General features: G+C 40.1%; 13 protein-coding genes. 5 read left to right on the top strand and 8 right to left on the bottom strand.

From position 1 onward, the window contains the following. Positions 1 to 4: 4 nt before the first annotated feature. Positions 5 to 1,048, top strand: a complete 1,044-nt coding sequence (trpS, locus tag M1F25_RS00415; protein WP_164454798.1) for a tryptophan--tRNA ligase — start codon at positions 5 to 7, stop codon at positions 1,046 to 1,048. A 166-nt stretch (positions 1,049 to 1,214) separates the two neighbouring features. Beyond that, a complete protein-coding gene (locus M1F25_RS00410) occupies positions 1,215 to 1,952 on the top strand; it encodes a 3-oxoacyl-ACP reductase family protein (protein ID WP_112308031.1) in 738 nt (245 codons plus the stop codon). Positions 1,953 to 2,025: 73 nt separating this feature from the next. On the opposite strand, the gene M1F25_RS00405 is transcribed toward M1F25_RS00410, so the two are convergent. The 3 genes from M1F25_RS00405 to M1F25_RS00395 form a co-directional block, all read right to left on the bottom strand. Further along, positions 2,026 to 3,231 (bottom strand): lactate oxidase, encoded by a 1,206-nt coding sequence (locus tag M1F25_RS00405; RefSeq protein WP_164454796.1) that lies wholly within the window; start codon positions 3,229 to 3,231, stop codon positions 2,026 to 2,028. Between the two features lie 37 nt (positions 3,232 to 3,268). After that, a complete protein-coding gene (locus M1F25_RS00400; protein ID WP_112308032.1) occupies positions 3,269 to 3,835 on the bottom strand; it encodes a YceI family protein in 567 nt (188 codons plus the stop codon). 100 nt (positions 3,836 to 3,935) lie between these two features. After that, complete coding sequence (locus M1F25_RS00395; protein WP_004906617.1) at positions 3,936 to 4,613, bottom strand: hydrolase; 678 nt, start codon at positions 4,611 to 4,613, stop codon at positions 3,936 to 3,938. A gap of 265 nt (positions 4,614 to 4,878) precedes the next feature. Between M1F25_RS00395 and M1F25_RS00390 the strand changes: the two genes are divergently transcribed. Next, complete coding sequence (locus tag M1F25_RS00390) at positions 4,879 to 5,754, top strand: pirin family protein (RefSeq protein ID WP_112308033.1); 876 nt, start codon at positions 4,879 to 4,881, stop codon at positions 5,752 to 5,754. Between the two features lie 44 nt (positions 5,755 to 5,798). Here the strand turns inward: M1F25_RS00390 and M1F25_RS00385 are convergent, their stop codons facing one another. Then, the gene (locus M1F25_RS00385) at positions 5,799 to 6,704 is read right to left on the bottom strand and encodes a LysR substrate-binding domain-containing protein (RefSeq protein ID WP_112308034.1); all 906 of its coding nucleotides are present in this window, start codon (positions 6,702 to 6,704) and stop codon (positions 5,799 to 5,801) included. 186 nt (positions 6,705 to 6,890) lie between these two features. Here M1F25_RS00385 and M1F25_RS00380 point away from each other — a divergent pair, with 186 nt between their 5' ends. Both M1F25_RS00380 and M1F25_RS00375 read left to right on the top strand, forming a co-directional pair. Next, complete coding sequence (locus tag M1F25_RS00380) at positions 6,891 to 8,576, top strand: ABC transporter ATP-binding protein (protein ID WP_181488974.1); 1,686 nt, start codon at positions 6,891 to 6,893, stop codon at positions 8,574 to 8,576. After that, positions 8,569 to 10,203: an ABC transporter ATP-binding protein gene (locus M1F25_RS00375; protein ID WP_181488972.1), complete on the top strand. Its 1,635-nt coding sequence runs from the start codon at positions 8,569 to 8,571 to the stop codon at positions 10,201 to 10,203. The genes M1F25_RS00380 and M1F25_RS00375 overlap by 8 nt, the downstream gene beginning before the upstream one ends. A 65-nt stretch (positions 10,204 to 10,268) precedes the next feature. Here M1F25_RS00375 and yiiM read toward each other — a convergent pair whose 3' ends face one another. The 4 genes from yiiM to sodA all read right to left on the bottom strand — a co-directional run bounded on the left by yiiM (position 10,269) and on the right by sodA (position 14,947). Beyond that, positions 10,269 to 10,946 carry a 6-hydroxyaminopurine reductase gene (gene yiiM / locus M1F25_RS00370; protein ID WP_110592749.1) on the bottom strand — a complete coding sequence of 226 codons (678 nt, stop codon included), beginning with the start codon at positions 10,944 to 10,946 and terminating at the stop codon, positions 10,269 to 10,271. A gap of 55 nt (positions 10,947 to 11,001) precedes the next feature. After that, the gene (locus tag M1F25_RS00365; protein WP_180312270.1) at positions 11,002 to 12,420 is read right to left on the bottom strand and encodes a J domain-containing protein; all 1,419 of its coding nucleotides are present in this window, start codon (positions 12,418 to 12,420) and stop codon (positions 11,002 to 11,004) included. Next, positions 12,420 to 14,126, bottom strand: coding sequence for an Hsp70 family protein (locus M1F25_RS00360; protein ID WP_232368705.1), 1,707 nt, complete (start codon positions 14,124 to 14,126; stop codon positions 12,420 to 12,422). The genes M1F25_RS00365 and M1F25_RS00360 overlap by 1 nt, the downstream gene beginning before the upstream one ends. Before the next feature lie 194 nt (positions 14,127 to 14,320). Further along, positions 14,321 to 14,947, bottom strand: coding sequence for a superoxide dismutase [Mn] (gene sodA, locus M1F25_RS00355; protein ID WP_180312640.1), 627 nt, complete (start codon positions 14,945 to 14,947; stop codon positions 14,321 to 14,323). Positions 14,948 to 15,141 lie beyond the last annotated feature (194 nt).

The raw sequence follows: 15,141 nt of genomic DNA, 5'->3' as shown, positions 1-15,141 counted from the left end.
CTAAATGAGCACTCCCACTGAAAAATTAAAGCAACCCCAAAAACCAATCGTATTCAGCGGCGCACAGCCTTCCGGTGAATTAACCATCGGTAACTACATGGGTGCATTACGTCAGTGGGTACAAATGCAAGATGACTACGACTGCATTTACTGTATCGTTGACCAGCACGCCATCACCGTTCGCCAAGACCCTGTTGAACTGCGTAAAAGAACCCTCGATACACTTGCGCTCTATTTAGCATGTGGTATTGACCCGAAAAAAAGCACCATTTTTGTGCAGTCACATGTACCACAACACGCTCAACTGAGCTGGGCGCTTAACTGCTACACCTATTTCGGTGAGTTGAGCCGTATGACTCAGTTTAAAGATAAATCTGCCCGTCACGCAGAAAATATCAATGCGGGACTCTTTGATTACCCAGTACTAATGGCAGCAGATATTTTGATTTATCAAACGAATCAAGTACCTGTTGGTATTGACCAGAAACAACACCTTGAATTGAGCCGTGATATTGCTCAACGCTTCAATGCCATTTATGGTGATATTTTCACTGTACCCGATCCATTCATTCCGACTGGTGGTGGTGCCCGTGTTATGGCTCTGCAAGATCCAACCAAGAAAATGTCTAAGTCCGATGATAACCGTAACAACGTTATCGCCTTATTAGAAGACCCGAAATCTGTCGTGAAAAAAATCAAACGCGCAATGACTGACTCCGAAGAGCCACCGCGTATTCGTTATGATTTAGAAAACAAACCAGGGGTTTCTAACTTATTAGATATCATGTCGGGTGTGACAGGTAAGAAAATCGCAGAACTTGAGACCGAATTTGAAGGGCAAATGTACGGTCATCTTAAAGGAGCTGTGGCAGAAGCCGTTTCCGGTATGTTAACCACACTTCAAACTCGTTATCATGAATTCCGTAATAACGAAGCGCTACTCAACCAAATAATGGATGAAGGCGCAACCAAAGCCGCTGCTCGCGCACAAGAAACTCTAGATAAAGTTTACGAAGCAATTGGTTTTGTTAAACGCCCACAACGCTAGCCAATTAAAAAGCGCTTACTCATCAATGGGTGAGCGCGTCCATTAATACATAATCAATTTTTTTCACAAACTCCTTCTGTTTTTCTATCTGGAGTCCACCCATCTTTATCTATTAAATACCTTATCTATTGATTTTAAATTATTTAACTAATAATAAGGTCACTCTATGTTATTCAAAAGTAAACATGCTATTGTCCAAGGCGGCTCGCGCGGTATTGGTGCTGCTATTGTAAAAAAACTTGCCAAAGAGGGTGCAAATGTTACTTTCACCTATGCCTCATCAGATCAAAATGCAAAATTATTGATCACTGAAACAGCCCAGTATCCTGGTACAGTTATGGCTATAAAAGCCAATAGTGCAAATGAATATGAAATTACAGCAGCAATCAAACAGTCATTTGATAGATTTGGTTCTGTTGATATTTTAATTAACAGTATTGGTATTCTTGAATTTGGCTCAGTAGAAACTCTCCCTCTAGAATCATTTGATCGCTCGTATTCCCTAAATGTACGCAGCTTATTTATTGCTAGCCAATCAGCACTAGCTGTTATGAATGATAATGGACGAATAATTCACATTGGTAGTGTCAACTCAGAACGGGTTCCATTCGAAGGTGGGGCTGCCTATGCGATGAGCAAATCAGCTATCATTGGCTTAACAAAAGGCATGGCTAGAGATGTAGCAGTAAGGGGGATAACGGTCAATAACGTTCAGCCGGGCCCCGTAAATACAGATATGAACCCAGAACAAGGCGAGTTTGCAGAAAGTTTGAAACAAATAATGGCCTTAAAACGCTATGCTAATGCTGATGAAATTGCTGATTTTGTATTGTACTTAGCTAGCCCAGCAGCTGCTTATATAACGGGAGCAAATTTAAATATTGATGGTGGATTTACAGCTTAGATATTGGTTTATTTATGGATAAAAAAACGGGAAATTTTTCCCGTTTTTAATTAACCAATGAGTGTAACTTTAATTATTGAAAATCTTTGTCGGTATACAGCTTCGTCGCTTTAACACCTTCAATATTTTTCGCACCACCTAGCATCATATTGATAGATAGTTCTTTATTCAGCTGTTGAATCACTGAGTTCACCCCTTCTGCCCCACCTAAATTCAACCCGTAGAGAATAGGACGGCCAACAGCTACAACATCCGCACCGCTTGCTAAGGCTTTAAATACATGTGAACCACGGCGTACACCACTGTCAAAGACAATTGGAACACGTTTATTCACAACTTTAGCAATTGACGGTAATACATCAAAAGACGCAGGACCACTGTCTAACTGGCGACCACCGTGATTAGATACCCAAATGGCATCGGCTCCGGCTTTGATCACAACATCAGCATCTTCAGGCGATTGAATACCTTTAACTATTACCGGTAATCCTGATAATTTTTTCACATATTGAATATCTGCAGGTGTAAAGGCTTGTTTTGCTTGTGCATAAATTTCACTGATCCCTGCACCTTTACCTGTTTTCGAACCATCACTATTTTGCTTAGCAAATAGCTCTAAGTTGGCAAAGCCTAGTGGGAATTGAAAGCTATTACGAATATCATCTTCACGATACCCACCAACAGGGGAGTCAACGGTTAAAATAATCGCTTTAGCACCACTTTCTTTAGCTCGCTTTAACGTAAATTCGTTAAAAGCATCATTTTTACTCATATAAAGCTGGAAAAAAAACGGGTTTTCCCCTGAAACTTCAGCCACCTCTTCAATCGTTTTATTCCCATAAGTGCTTAACGAGAAAATAGAACCCGCTTTAGCCATACCTTTTGCTGTCGCAATTTCCCCGTCTTTATGTGCTAATCCTTGAGCCGCCATCGGAGCTTGAATAATAGGGGTTTTTAGTTTAATTCCTAAAAAATCAGTTGAAAGGTCGATATCTGAAATTTCAATTCCCTGCATCACTCTTGGCATAATATATTTATTATCAAAGTGTTGCGTATTTTTCTTCAGGTTTAATTCATCTTCAGCACCACCGCGAATATAACCAAAAGCACCTTTATCCATACTTTTGGCAACCTGGCTTTCTAATTCATCCAAGTTCACAATTTTAATTGGGCCTTCTTTATCGCTCGCTTTATATTCAGCAGCTTGAGCCGTCCCTAATGTTAAAGCAACAGCTAATAGTGTTGATGTCACAACGGTATTTTTTTTGAAATTCAACATGATTAATCCTTTACTTTCTTGTACTTATTACCACAAATTATTGTTTAATGGCTTCTGCCTGGATCTTGATAGTAACATTCTGAGTCATACCATCTTTCACTAAGAAATCGACACCCCACTGTGTACGATCAATAGTTGCTTCAAAATCACCACCACAAACATCCGCTTTAAAAATTGGGCTGAAGTAACAACCAAACTTTGTTGCTTTTAATTGAATAGGGTGTGACTTGCCTTTCATTGTCAGTACACCGTCAATAGAAACAGGCTTGTTATCAACGAAATTCCATTTAGACGACTTAAATTCAATCGTTGGGTACTTGGCAACATCTAACATATCTGCACTTTTGATATGATTATCGAATGCAGGTAAACCAGTATTTAATGTTTCCGCAGGGATGATAACATTCACACTACCTGTTTGTTTTTCCGGAGAATAAGTCATATCCCCAGTGATATTGTGAAAACCACCGCTATTGGTTGAAGTATTAAAATGGTCAATATAGAACACCGCTTTCGTATGCGTTGGGTCTAATTTATAGTCAGCCGCCTGAGCGGTTCCAAAAACAAATAAAGATGCCAATAAAGGTAAAGCTAACTTTTTCATGTACGTTCCTTAAAATTTAAGTGCAAATAAACTGCCCTTATTCGTGATAAAGGCAGCCTTATTTCATTTCGTGAGTTAAATATCGTGAGTATTTCTTTAATTAGCGCTCTGAATCTAATTGTTCATTATTTTTCAGAACATCTTGTGCTTTGCTGTAACTTTCAATTAATAATTGATAGGCAGGGAAAATTTGCGTGTAAGCCATTGCCCACTCCGCCGCATCTTCGCGGTTCCAAGTCCCTTGCAATTCTGAAGCAACAGCAGCAGTATCCATTGGAACGACACCCGCTTGAACGACACGCGCTAAGGTAATTTCTTGTGCCATTTTGCTGTAAGTACCTGAAGCGTCAATCACCACAAATACTTGGTAGCCATCCATCACCGCACTAATTGCAGGAAATGCCATACAAACACTGGTAATAGTTCCGGCAATAATCAGTTGCTTTTTACCTGTTGCTTTCACGGCCGCCACAAACTCTGGGTTATCCCATGCATTAATTTCACCGCGACGTGCAATATATTGTGCATGAGGTGCGTTTTGATGAATTTCTGGGATCAACGGACCATTTGGACCTTGAGGTACAGAAGCCGTTGTTATTACTGGAATTTTAGCTAGTGAAGCCATTTTAGCTAGAACAGCGGCACGAGCACGCAATTCCGTCATTGGCATGTCACCTACGGTTTGGAATAAGCCACTCTGGTGATCGATTAATAACATCACCGCATCTTCTGGGTTAATAGCAGGACGTTGACCATTAAAATTAGCTGGACTACTCATGATGAAACCTCTCAATCGATAAAATATGAAATCTTTTTTGATTTAAAAATAGAACGATATCCGCTCCGTTTTCGTGTTATTTAGATTAATTCATCGGTTTAAAGCTGAGTAGTCCAGTTTTTGATAAACACTGTTCTATAAATAGAATAATTAGACTTTATTTTATTGTTCTATCACTGCAACAATGAAACCTATTTTTGCCACTACTGCCAAATGATTTGCTCCTTTATTATTCAGTCATCAAAACAATTTTAGGAGCAAAACCATGAAAAAAATTATTGGTATCTATCAATCTCCTCGCAGCCATTGGGTAGGAGACGGCTTCCCTGTCCGTTCAATGTTTAGCTATAACGATCATGGAAAATACCTCAACCCATTCCTTTTGCTCGACAGAGCGGGGCCTTTTGATTTCCCAAGCTCAAATTCAGCAAACAGAGGCGTTGGCGAGCATCCACACCGTGGGTTTGAAACAGTCACGATAGTGTATGATGGCGAAGTAGCCCACCATGACTCTACGGGGGAAGGCGGTGTGATAGGCCCAGGTGATGTTCAGTGGATGACTGCAGCATCGGGTATTTTGCATCAAGAGTATCAGTCTGACGCCTTCATGAAACAAGGTGGCACACTTGATATGGTGCAATTGTGGGTTAATTTGCCAGCAAAAGACAAATCAGCGGCTCCCGGCTACCAACTGTTAGAAAGCCAAAGCATGCCAAAAGTCGCATTACCCAATGATGCAGGTACATTGCGAGTGATTGCCGGTGACTATTTGGGCAATAAAGGTGCAGCACAAACTTTTAGTCCATTGGATGTATGGGATTTACAGCTTAACAAAGGTAAAACTGTGGGTATCCCAACTAAAGCGGGACGCCATGTCGGCTTAATCATGCTACGTGGTTCAATATTTGTTGATGGCCGTTCCGCTTTAAACGAAGGGGAGTTGATGATCCTCGACGATACAGACAGCAATATTCTGTTAGAAGCCACAGAAGATGCCTTAGTTCTATTGCTCAGTGGTGATCCCATTAACGAGCCGGTTGTTGGCTACGGCCCCTTTGTGATGAATACTGTGCAAGAAATCAATGAAGCCATAAATGATTTCAACAGTGGGAAATTTGGCCGCATTCCTGAAACACAATAAATGACGAATATTTCCCTGATAGCCTAATGCGCTATCGGGGAAATTTATTTCACTGACGGCGAAATATTATCTGCTAAATGATTCAATAATAATTGGATTGACGGCAACAACCCTTTGCGTGATGGATATACTGCATGAATGATATCTTCAGGAAACTGCCATTGCGGTAATACCTCTATCAAATTCCCTGATTCAATGTCTTTTTCTACCACACCATAAGGTAGCCTTGCGATTCCAGCACCTTTTAGTGCCGCATGGTATAGCGTTAAGGTATCTGTTGTGGCTAACTTAGGGGTAAAATGCTGCGTAAAGCTAAGGTCGTCACTATTTTTGAGGGTTAACGTGTAATTTTGTGAATGCTCCGTATTCGCTAACATAGGGTAATCCACCAGCTTTTCTGGTTCTGTAAGTTCACCCTGTTCTGCGAATAATCGTGGGCTAGCCACTAATATACGCCGTGAATACCCTAGCACTTTCATCATTAAGCCTGAATCATCTAAGGGCAATGAACGTACACGAATAGCTAAATCTAACCCTTCACTAATGACATCAACAGGGCGGTTAACCGCTAAGATTTGGATATCAATATCAGGGTACTTTATCATAAAATCTACAAGTAGTTCATTGAGATATACTTGTAATAGTGCAACTGGACACGATAGTTTGATCGTTCCTTTCGGGTGTGACTGAACGGAACAAATCAATTCGTGAGCAACTTCAGCTTCATCAACTACGTTTTTACACTGCTGATAAAAAACTTGTCCCACTTCCGTGACATGAAACTGGCGAGTAGAACGGTAAATCAATGAAACATTAAGATTTTTTTCTAAGTCTGCAATACGTCGGCTCAATTTAGATTTAGGGATACCCAGAGCCAAACCCGCTTGTGAAAACCCACCATATTCGACAACTTTCACAAAATAGTAGAGATCATTTAAATCATATTGCATCTCATTCCCCCAATATTCCCAATCGTAATATCACATCTTACTAAAAACCCTAAAAAAGCGCTTTAAAAATGAATACTTCCACTTAAGGCCTGCAAACAAAACAAATAGTCTGGCGAGCAAAACAACTAATTCACGATAACAAAACAAAATAAATTAAAGTGATAGATTCGCTATTGGAGGTTTCGCATGTACCGCGCACTCTGGGAATTACTTCGCCCCTATCGTTTCACATTATTATTTGCACTTATTTTACAAGCTATTGCAGGCCTCTGTTCACTCATTCCATTAATAGCAATTAGCCAAGTTGCAGTTACTCCCGTTCATCAATATTATGAGTGGGTTGTTATTGCTTCCATCGGTGGTGTGAGTTGGTTAATTTGCCAAACTCTTGCTCTGTATTTAACACATCAAACAGATAACCATCTCTGCCATCAAGTTAGACTACAACTTCTGGATAAAGTAGAGAAACTTCCATTAAATCACTTTGCCCAACACGGTAGAGACGGCTTTTTGCAAATTGCAGATCGCGATGTGCGAGGATTACATCAATTAACCGCTCATGCCCCTGCTGATATTACAAAATTGATTATCGTCCCCACAGCAGCAACTCTCATTCTATTATGGCAAAATGCCCTACTCACCATTTTTAGCTTAATACCGTTAATTGCCTCTGTTTTTTTATTTAGACAAATGCGTTCTGTGCGCTATCAGGCGCTATACACCGCACGTAACCAAGCAATGGGATCTCTATATCAACAATACGCCGAACTCGCAGATAACCCGCTGCAAGCGAGGCAATATCCCAATCAATCAATTCAAAAGAAAGCATCACAAGCTCTATATCAATTTGAAATCACCTTTAAGCGATGGGTAAGCAAAATAGGTGCCTTGAGCTCACTGACCCAAGTCGGTATCAGCAGCACATTGCTGTCATTATGGGTTATTTTTGGGGTTTCATTGCTGCCAGAGCCCGCGCCTCTCGATCAAGTCATTTTGTTCATTCTATTAATCAGCAGTATCGCAGCGCCGGTTGCTGCAATGGGGCATGGCGCAGACGCCTTAAACCTTGCCGTCAGCGCATCAGAACGTATTCGCCAGTTTCTAACTGAACCAGACATGCACTACGGAGAAAAGAACGTTATCCCATCCCAAGGTGAGCTCAAACTTGTCCAAGTTGACGTTAAAATAGGTGATAATCCAATATTATCAAATATTAATATCACCATAGAGCCTAACGAATTTATCGCTATTGTCGGGGCATCTGGTGCAGGGAAAAGTACTTTATTACAGCTTATGGCGCGCTATTTAGACCCAACTGAAGGAAATGTGCTCTTTAACTCAGCGCCATTACCATCTCTATCATTGACAAGTTTGAACCGTACAGTTTCCATCGTCATGCAAAACTCCCCTCCTTTGCCTTGTTCTATCCGTGAAAATCTACAGCTATTTGCCCCCAACACCACTGAAGATAATATGTACCGTTATCTTAATGAACTCAACTTATCATCGATTGTAAAACAACAGCCTAAAGGGCTAGATGCCGTAATAGAGCAAGATATGGTGTTATCCGGTGGAGAAGCTCAACGCCTCGCAATTGCGCGTGCACTCCTATCGTCAGCGCCTTTATTGCTGCTTGATGAACCAACATCAGCACTTGACCCACAAAATGCACAACGGGTTCTCAATTTATTACACTCCGAGCCGCGAACCTGTGTATTAATTACCCATGACTTAAGCAGTTTGAATCTAGCAGACCGCATATTATTGTTAGACAACGGAAAATTAATCGCACAAGGCTCGCATCAATACCTTTCAATACATTCAGAACCCTATCAGCAACTTTTACGTGCCTTGGAGGATAACTGTGCTTAAACGCTTATTGTACACCGTACGTAATGCTATATTTTGGATGACGCTAAGCGCTGTTTTAGAGGGAATTAGCGGGTTATTTTTATTTGTTGTTATTTTAGATTGGCACCTTGATACCACAATGCCATTAACATTATTCGCTCTTTCTAGTTTAACGACATTAGCCGTAACATTTATAGCCACTCAAAAAGGCTATTTTGCTGGGGGGTTAGTGATGCGCTATCTTGCTACAGCACTTATTCGCCATCTGCCTCTTTCATTACAACCCATATCAAACAGCAGCCAACTAATTTCAGGGCCGGTATCACAGGTTATGTCTGTACCTGCACATTTGTTGCATTCTATTATTAGTGGGTTAATAACACCTTGTACTATCGTGATCGGGGTTTTAATCTATCAAAGTACATTTGGCGCTATTTTACTGTTTATACTCTTTTTGTTATTAATTTCTTTACGCTTGTCTGCCAGCAAAATTGCTTTTTTCGAACGAGCAGCTCATGAGTCAGAACAACAAGCAATGAGTGCACTCAACCAATATGCTCTCCACCAGCCATTGATTCGTCGTTCAAGTACTCACTATGAGCACCTGCATCCTAAACTTGCCTTAGCATCCCAATATCAAACTCAGAGACAACTACAACGAAGAAGCTTGCCATTTCACTTATTATTTTCATTAATGGTACAAACCGCGTTTATTACGCTCTTTGGATTCGGAATTTATTTAGTTGATCATGCAAAGATGCCACTAAACATGTGGCTAGCCGGGTTAGTTTTATTAGCTCGTTTAATTGAGCCTATGTGGTTACTTTCTCATTTAGACCAATCAATTAGGCAAATGAAAAAAGCAATTCAACAAATCGAAAAAGCCTTGAAGGCCCCCGTGTTGAACTTTCCTTATCGTTCATTAACACCCACTATCGATAGCGTTAGCTGTGAACAGTTATCATTTTACAGTGATAATAAAAAACGCATTTTACAAAATATAAACCTTAACTTTAAAGAACATACAATTACCGTCATTGTAGGTCCATCAGGAGCAGGAAAAAGTACATTATTAGGCTTACTCGCCCGCTTACAAGACCCAACACATGGCAGTGTGAACTACGGTAATAAAAATATTAAAAACCTATCACAAGAGGTGTTGTGTGCTCGCCGGGGAGTCTTACTGCAAGATAGCCGTTTATTTAGCGGTAGCGTACGCCAAAATTTGGTACTTGATGATGATAATATTGATGACCGGGCAATCAGTGCATTACTGATACAACTTAATTTCACTGCCAATCATACGTTCTTAGAAAAAGAGGTAGGTGCCGGTGGTATGTTACTTTCTGGAGGACAAAGACAACGGCTGTGTATTGCAAGGCTGATTCTACAGCATCCTAATATCATTTTAATGGATGAACCAACGGCAAGCCTTGATAATATCAATACAGCCTCCGTGATTGACCTTATTACTCAAGCAAAACAACAAACACGTATCATCGTCACCCACCAGCCTAATCTCGCTCGCCAAGCAGACCATGTTGTTTATATGGAGAAAGGAAAAATTATTGCTCAGGGAACACATCTCGAATTAATGGCGAATATACCGCGGTACCAACAGTTTATACAACAAATGCCTAAGACTTAGGCGTTATATTGCTAGCAAGTGCTTATGGCCAAATACTCTCTTTGCCATAAGCACATCGCTTTATATTAACGCTTACCAAACAACCGGTGCTTAAACTCTTCAATCCGGTGGTTATCTAAACGGTTCTGCATGGTTAAGCTCCAACTTGCGGATAGCCCTGCAGCACTTAAAAGCCGCTGATACAGCTCTTCATCATAAGGGGCGTGAAATGCAATCATAATGGCTTCTTGTACTGAAATATCACTATTGCGGCTTAATAAGGTTAATGGCGTATTTTCACTAACATTGCCTGTTTTAATGACACGGTACAACCAACCACAGCGCCCATTGTCTTGCATCATTTGTGCAAAATTTTCAATTCCCGTTAACCCATTGAGCTTATAACAAGGGGAACGAGGCTGAGTGACCTGAATACGCGCATCACCCCATGCAAAAATATCCCCAATAAATACGTTTTCTTCACTCATACCCAATGTTGATATATTTTCCCCAAATGCAGAGGCAACAAATAAATCGGCTAAATCAGGATACGCATTTACCCAGAAATCATAATGTTCACGAGGATAATGGCAAAGTGCTCTATCAGGCCCGCCATGGAAGCGTTTTTCAGCTTGTTCATCGCCATCAAGTCCCAATTGCCCTAACATCAATAACCCGTCGGCAGCTTGCTTGTGAATAGCGCTGTGCCCACAAAACTGGGTTGCTTGGACTTTACCGATAAAAACTTGGGGAGATACTTTCATGCAAGATCACACCTTAATACTCACATAGGATGAAATAACTGTTACTGTGTTCAAGTTACCATAACCCATGGTTAATAACCTCACTAATTTTTAGCAGGGCTCCTATCAATGTCAGCTCTAAAATAATATATATCAATAGCCCCCAAGTGAGCGTAATCCACCAAGAATTAAACCACTTTAAAAATATCCATGGAAACCCAAGAATACGCGATACGGTTATCCCTGGTAACCTCAATTTTGGTATCCCTTTTGTCTTTGGTACTATTTGCCAGATGATCATTAACAAGAACATACCGCTAAACATGATAGTTCCCACCTGATTATCACCACCTTTAATTGTAATATTCACTACGTCAGCAATGACAGACATAATGAATACATATATCCCTGTTAGCACCATTATCGAAAATAGAAAATCTACCAATAAAAATATAGCGCCAAAAGTGTCTTTATTTTTATTTAAAAAGAAAAATAATAACGCATCGCTAAGATATAAATAGAAAATAAAAATCATCGCAACTGCGATAATAACCCGGTTATCGATATCCGGAGACGGCGCCGCAATACAAAATATACTTCCCCAAAACATAAGAAGAAATAAATGAGAAAGAGAAAAACATACTCTAGGTTGACTGAAAAAAGCGGCCACTGCTGGATTAACTCGATCTGCAAGCTCTGGGTAATTTTGTATCAACTGCTGATATTGCTTCATCAACAAATCCAGCACCCCAGGTACTAACCGCATCCACCCAGTCACTTCTGCCTGCTTTCCAATTAAAAATTGCATTGTAAATGCTGAGATCGAGTACTTATGTGATGCTTCAATTTCGCAATCTCGCCATGCACGTTCAACAGCAGTTTTACGTAATTGATTTTGAATACCTTCTTGAATAAACATTGGAACCACACTGTCTGAATTATAATCATTTAACTGCCAATTCAATAATTCAGAAGCACAATCTACGGTCGATTCCATTAAGCCCTGCTGTTGTGATAATGCTTTGGCAAAATCCTTATGAAACTGAGCAAAAATGTGTAAATTGCCTTTTTCCATCACATGAGCCCAAAGAAAAGATAGCGCGGCCTTCCCTTTGCTTTCATTCTCCACAATCAGGCTCGCGACAGTATCAATTTCATCTTGAGTATAAACAGCTTCAGCCACAGTGATAGCTGGTAAAGGTTCATCCACTACAAATGTGTTTGATAGCCAATCAGAAAAATAAATATCTTGATACCTGGTGTGTTCATTTAATAATACGGCTTCACCATAACTTTCGTCTTCAGAAGCAACTTCAGGCTGAGAACTCACTTGATAAGAGGATACGTTTTTTGCATTTTCAAATGCTTCTCTTAGCTGCTGATACTCTTTTGGATGAGTATCGGGTCGATATTTTTTGAGTTGCTTTGCATAAGCCCTACGGATTTCTTTTTCATCATGAGTGAACGGAATTCCCAATATTTGCCACATATCCATTAATGCAAATCCCTTTCATATCGTTTCAAAAATTGAACAACTTGCTGGCGAAATGTTGCGATCAAGCGTAAATCTTGGCTATTTAACGCTATCTCAAACTCAGTTGTTATCTTATCGACCCAAAGTCTGTCATCACCGAGCAAGAATTCATATAATTGAGAACAACGGGCTAACAATTCTCTATTTTCAGGCATATTCCTTGGATGCTGCTTTAACCCTGCAATTTTTGCCAAGCTGGCTGAAATTTGAGCCTCACTCATTTGACCCGGTACCTTTTCAATCAATAACCGATAAACCTTAGGGCTACCTTGATAATGACACTCAACTTCAAGTAAACCATCAACCGTGTAAGTAAACCTAACTTCAATCGTCACTTCCCCGGCTGGTCGTGGAGGAATATCTATCTTTAATTCCCCAAGGAAAACATTATCTTTGACTAGGCGAGCTTCACCTTGATATACCTTGAGTAAAATATGCTCTTGGTTATCTACAATTGTACTTAGCTCCTGCATCTTACTGATAGGCAAGAAATTATTGCGTTCAATAATAGGAAGATAGTAACCAAATTCAAAACGCTCACCATGCTGTTTCGTGGTATCAACCCCCAATGAAAATGGCATGACATCGGTTAAAACGATATCATCCAAAGCGCAATCTGCCATTACCATACCTGCTTGGACACCAGCCCCTAAAGCAACTGCCTCATCAGGATTTAAATCATGCCGTGGAAATCGCCCGAAAAGACGAGCTACGGTTTGTCTAACGAGAGGCATACGTGTCGCCCCTCCCACTAGCAATATATCGTCAAGATCATTAAGCGAAAAACGGGAGTCATGCAATGCCTGTAAAATAGGTTGTTGAAGACGAGCTAATAAAGGCTGACAACAAGTAGCTAGCTCTTGTTCTGTCATTTTCCATTCAAAATCTGACTCATTCCAATGCATAGAAACATAGCATTCTGGTGCTTGACTCAAGACTAACTTGAGATGTTCCGCCAATTTCAATAATTCAGGCCGTATCAGAAACTTATCTTTGTGTAATTCGGGGTACTTTTTCAACATCCATTGATAAATCACTTCACGAAAATCATCACCGCCTAAGCGTACATCACCACTACTAGCACAAACTTCGATAACGCCTTCAAACATATCGATGATCGATACGTCAAACGTGCCCCCTCCTAGGTCAAATGTGAGGTATTTATGTTCTTTATTTTCGAGTAACCCAAAAGCAAGTGAAGCGGCTGTTGGCTCATTTAATAACCTTACAACATTCAATCCAGCAAGCTGCCCCGCTGTTTTAACTGCGCGGCGCTGGACGTCATTAAAATAAGCAGGAACTGTAATTATGGCGTCTTTGACGGCATAACCTAACCATGCTTCAACATCATCTTTAAGTTGACGTAACAACAAAGCGGAGACTTCTTCAGCACGAAATACAAGCTTACCTAGTGTTATAGTGGCATCGGTTCCCATATAACGTTTGAAACTCGCTTTAGTTATATTAGGATGACTTTGTAAACGTTCATGAGCAGCTTGTCCTACGATAATCTGGCCTTCATCATCTAAACCAACCACAGAAGGTGTTAGAACGTTTCCTTGTAGATTAGGAATTAGGACTGATTTGCCATCTAACCACAAACTTACCGCACTGTTACTTGTCCCAAGGTCAATCCCCATGACTAAGTGTGTTGCTAAACGATCCATTTTTATTTATTCCTTATTTATCAACAAACTAAATCCATATCATTATTGAAATAAATTAATAACCAATATTTTAAATGATAATGAGTTTTATTTAACAATAAAAAGTAAAGTTTTGGAATCGATATCAAATTGTAGGCATAAAAAAAGCGCAGCATTAACGCTGCGCTTATAGCAAATTACGTTATCTTATAAGATTATTTAGCTTTCGCTGCAAAACGTGCCGCTGCTTCATCCCAGTTCACAACTGACCAGAATGCTTTAATATAATCAGGACGGCGGTTTTGGAATTTCAGATAATAAGCGTGTTCCCATACGTCTAAACCGATGATTGGGTAACCAGATGCGCCTGAAATAGCCTCACCCATTAATGGGTTGTCTTGGTTTGCTGTTGAAACTACAGCTAATTTACCGTCATCTTTCAGAACCAGCCACGCCCAACCAGAACCGAAACGGGTTGCAGCTGCTTTTTCAAACAGTTCTTTGAATGCATCAACGCTACCGAAATCACGCTCAATCGCAGCTTTTAATTCGCCTTTTAATTCAGTACCTAATTTCAAACCTTTCCAGAACAGACTATGGTTTGAGTGGCCACCTGCGTTGTTACGAACAAACGTACGTTGATCAGCAGGAATTTGGTCTAATTTTTGAATCAGAACATCGATATCTAAACCTGCTAATTCAGGTAGTTTTTCTAACGCTGTATTGGTGTTAGTCACATAGGTTTGATGGTGCTTAGTATGGTGGATTTCCATGGTTTGCTTGTCAAAATGTGGTTCCAACGCATCATAAGCATAAGGTAAAGCAGGTAATGTATAACTCATATTATTGTCTCCAGTGACGTAAATACCACTATGTTTCTCATTTTTACCACAAGGCTCATAGGGTAAACACTTGCGTAACTTCGCACCTTGTGAATAACTATCTATTATAGTTATTTTACTGTTAATGAAAATCATTATCAAACCCATGAGAAATGTATGGATATTTATATTCGCTATGAGAACTTGTTTATTCA

The sequence above is a fragment of the Providencia sp. PROV109 genome (assembly GCF_033681625.1).
Taxonomy (GTDB): Bacteria; Pseudomonadota; Gammaproteobacteria; order Enterobacterales; family Enterobacteriaceae; genus Providencia; species Providencia hangzhouensis.
This window is presented reverse-complemented; position numbering and strand designations above follow the sequence as displayed.

Coding starts and splice junctions, on each gene's coding strand:
- M1F25_RS00395 (WP_004906617.1), bottom strand. CDS start 4,613: ATGAGTAGTCCAGCTAATTTTAATGGTCAACGTCCTGCTATTAACCCA.
- M1F25_RS00365 (WP_180312270.1), bottom strand. CDS start 12,420: ATGGATATGTGGCAAATATTGGGAATTCCGTTCACTCATGATGAAAAA.
- M1F25_RS00380 (WP_181488974.1), top strand. CDS start 6,891: ATGTACCGCGCACTCTGGGAATTACTTCGCCCCTATCGTTTCACATTA.
- M1F25_RS00360 (WP_232368705.1), bottom strand. CDS start 14,126: ATGGATCGTTTAGCAACACACTTAGTCATGGGGATTGACCTTGGGACA.
- M1F25_RS00400 (WP_112308032.1), bottom strand. CDS start 3,835: ATGAAAAAGTTAGCTTTACCTTTATTGGCATCTTTATTTGTTTTTGGA.
- M1F25_RS00410 (WP_112308031.1), top strand. CDS start 1,215: ATGTTATTCAAAAGTAAACATGCTATTGTCCAAGGCGGCTCGCGCGGT.
- sodA (WP_180312640.1), bottom strand. CDS start 14,947: ATGAGTTATACATTACCTGCTTTACCTTATGCTTATGATGCGTTGGAA.
- trpS (WP_164454798.1), top strand. CDS start 5: ATGAGCACTCCCACTGAAAAATTAAAGCAACCCCAAAAACCAATCGTA.
- yiiM (WP_110592749.1), bottom strand. CDS start 10,946: ATGAAAGTATCTCCCCAAGTTTTTATCGGTAAAGTCCAAGCAACCCAG.
- M1F25_RS00390 (WP_112308033.1), top strand. CDS start 4,879: ATGAAAAAAATTATTGGTATCTATCAATCTCCTCGCAGCCATTGGGTA.
- M1F25_RS00385 (WP_112308034.1), bottom strand. CDS start 6,704: ATGCAATATGATTTAAATGATCTCTACTATTTTGTGAAAGTTGTCGAA.
- M1F25_RS00405 (WP_164454796.1), bottom strand. CDS start 3,231: ATGTTGAATTTCAAAAAAAATACCGTTGTGACATCAACACTATTAGCT.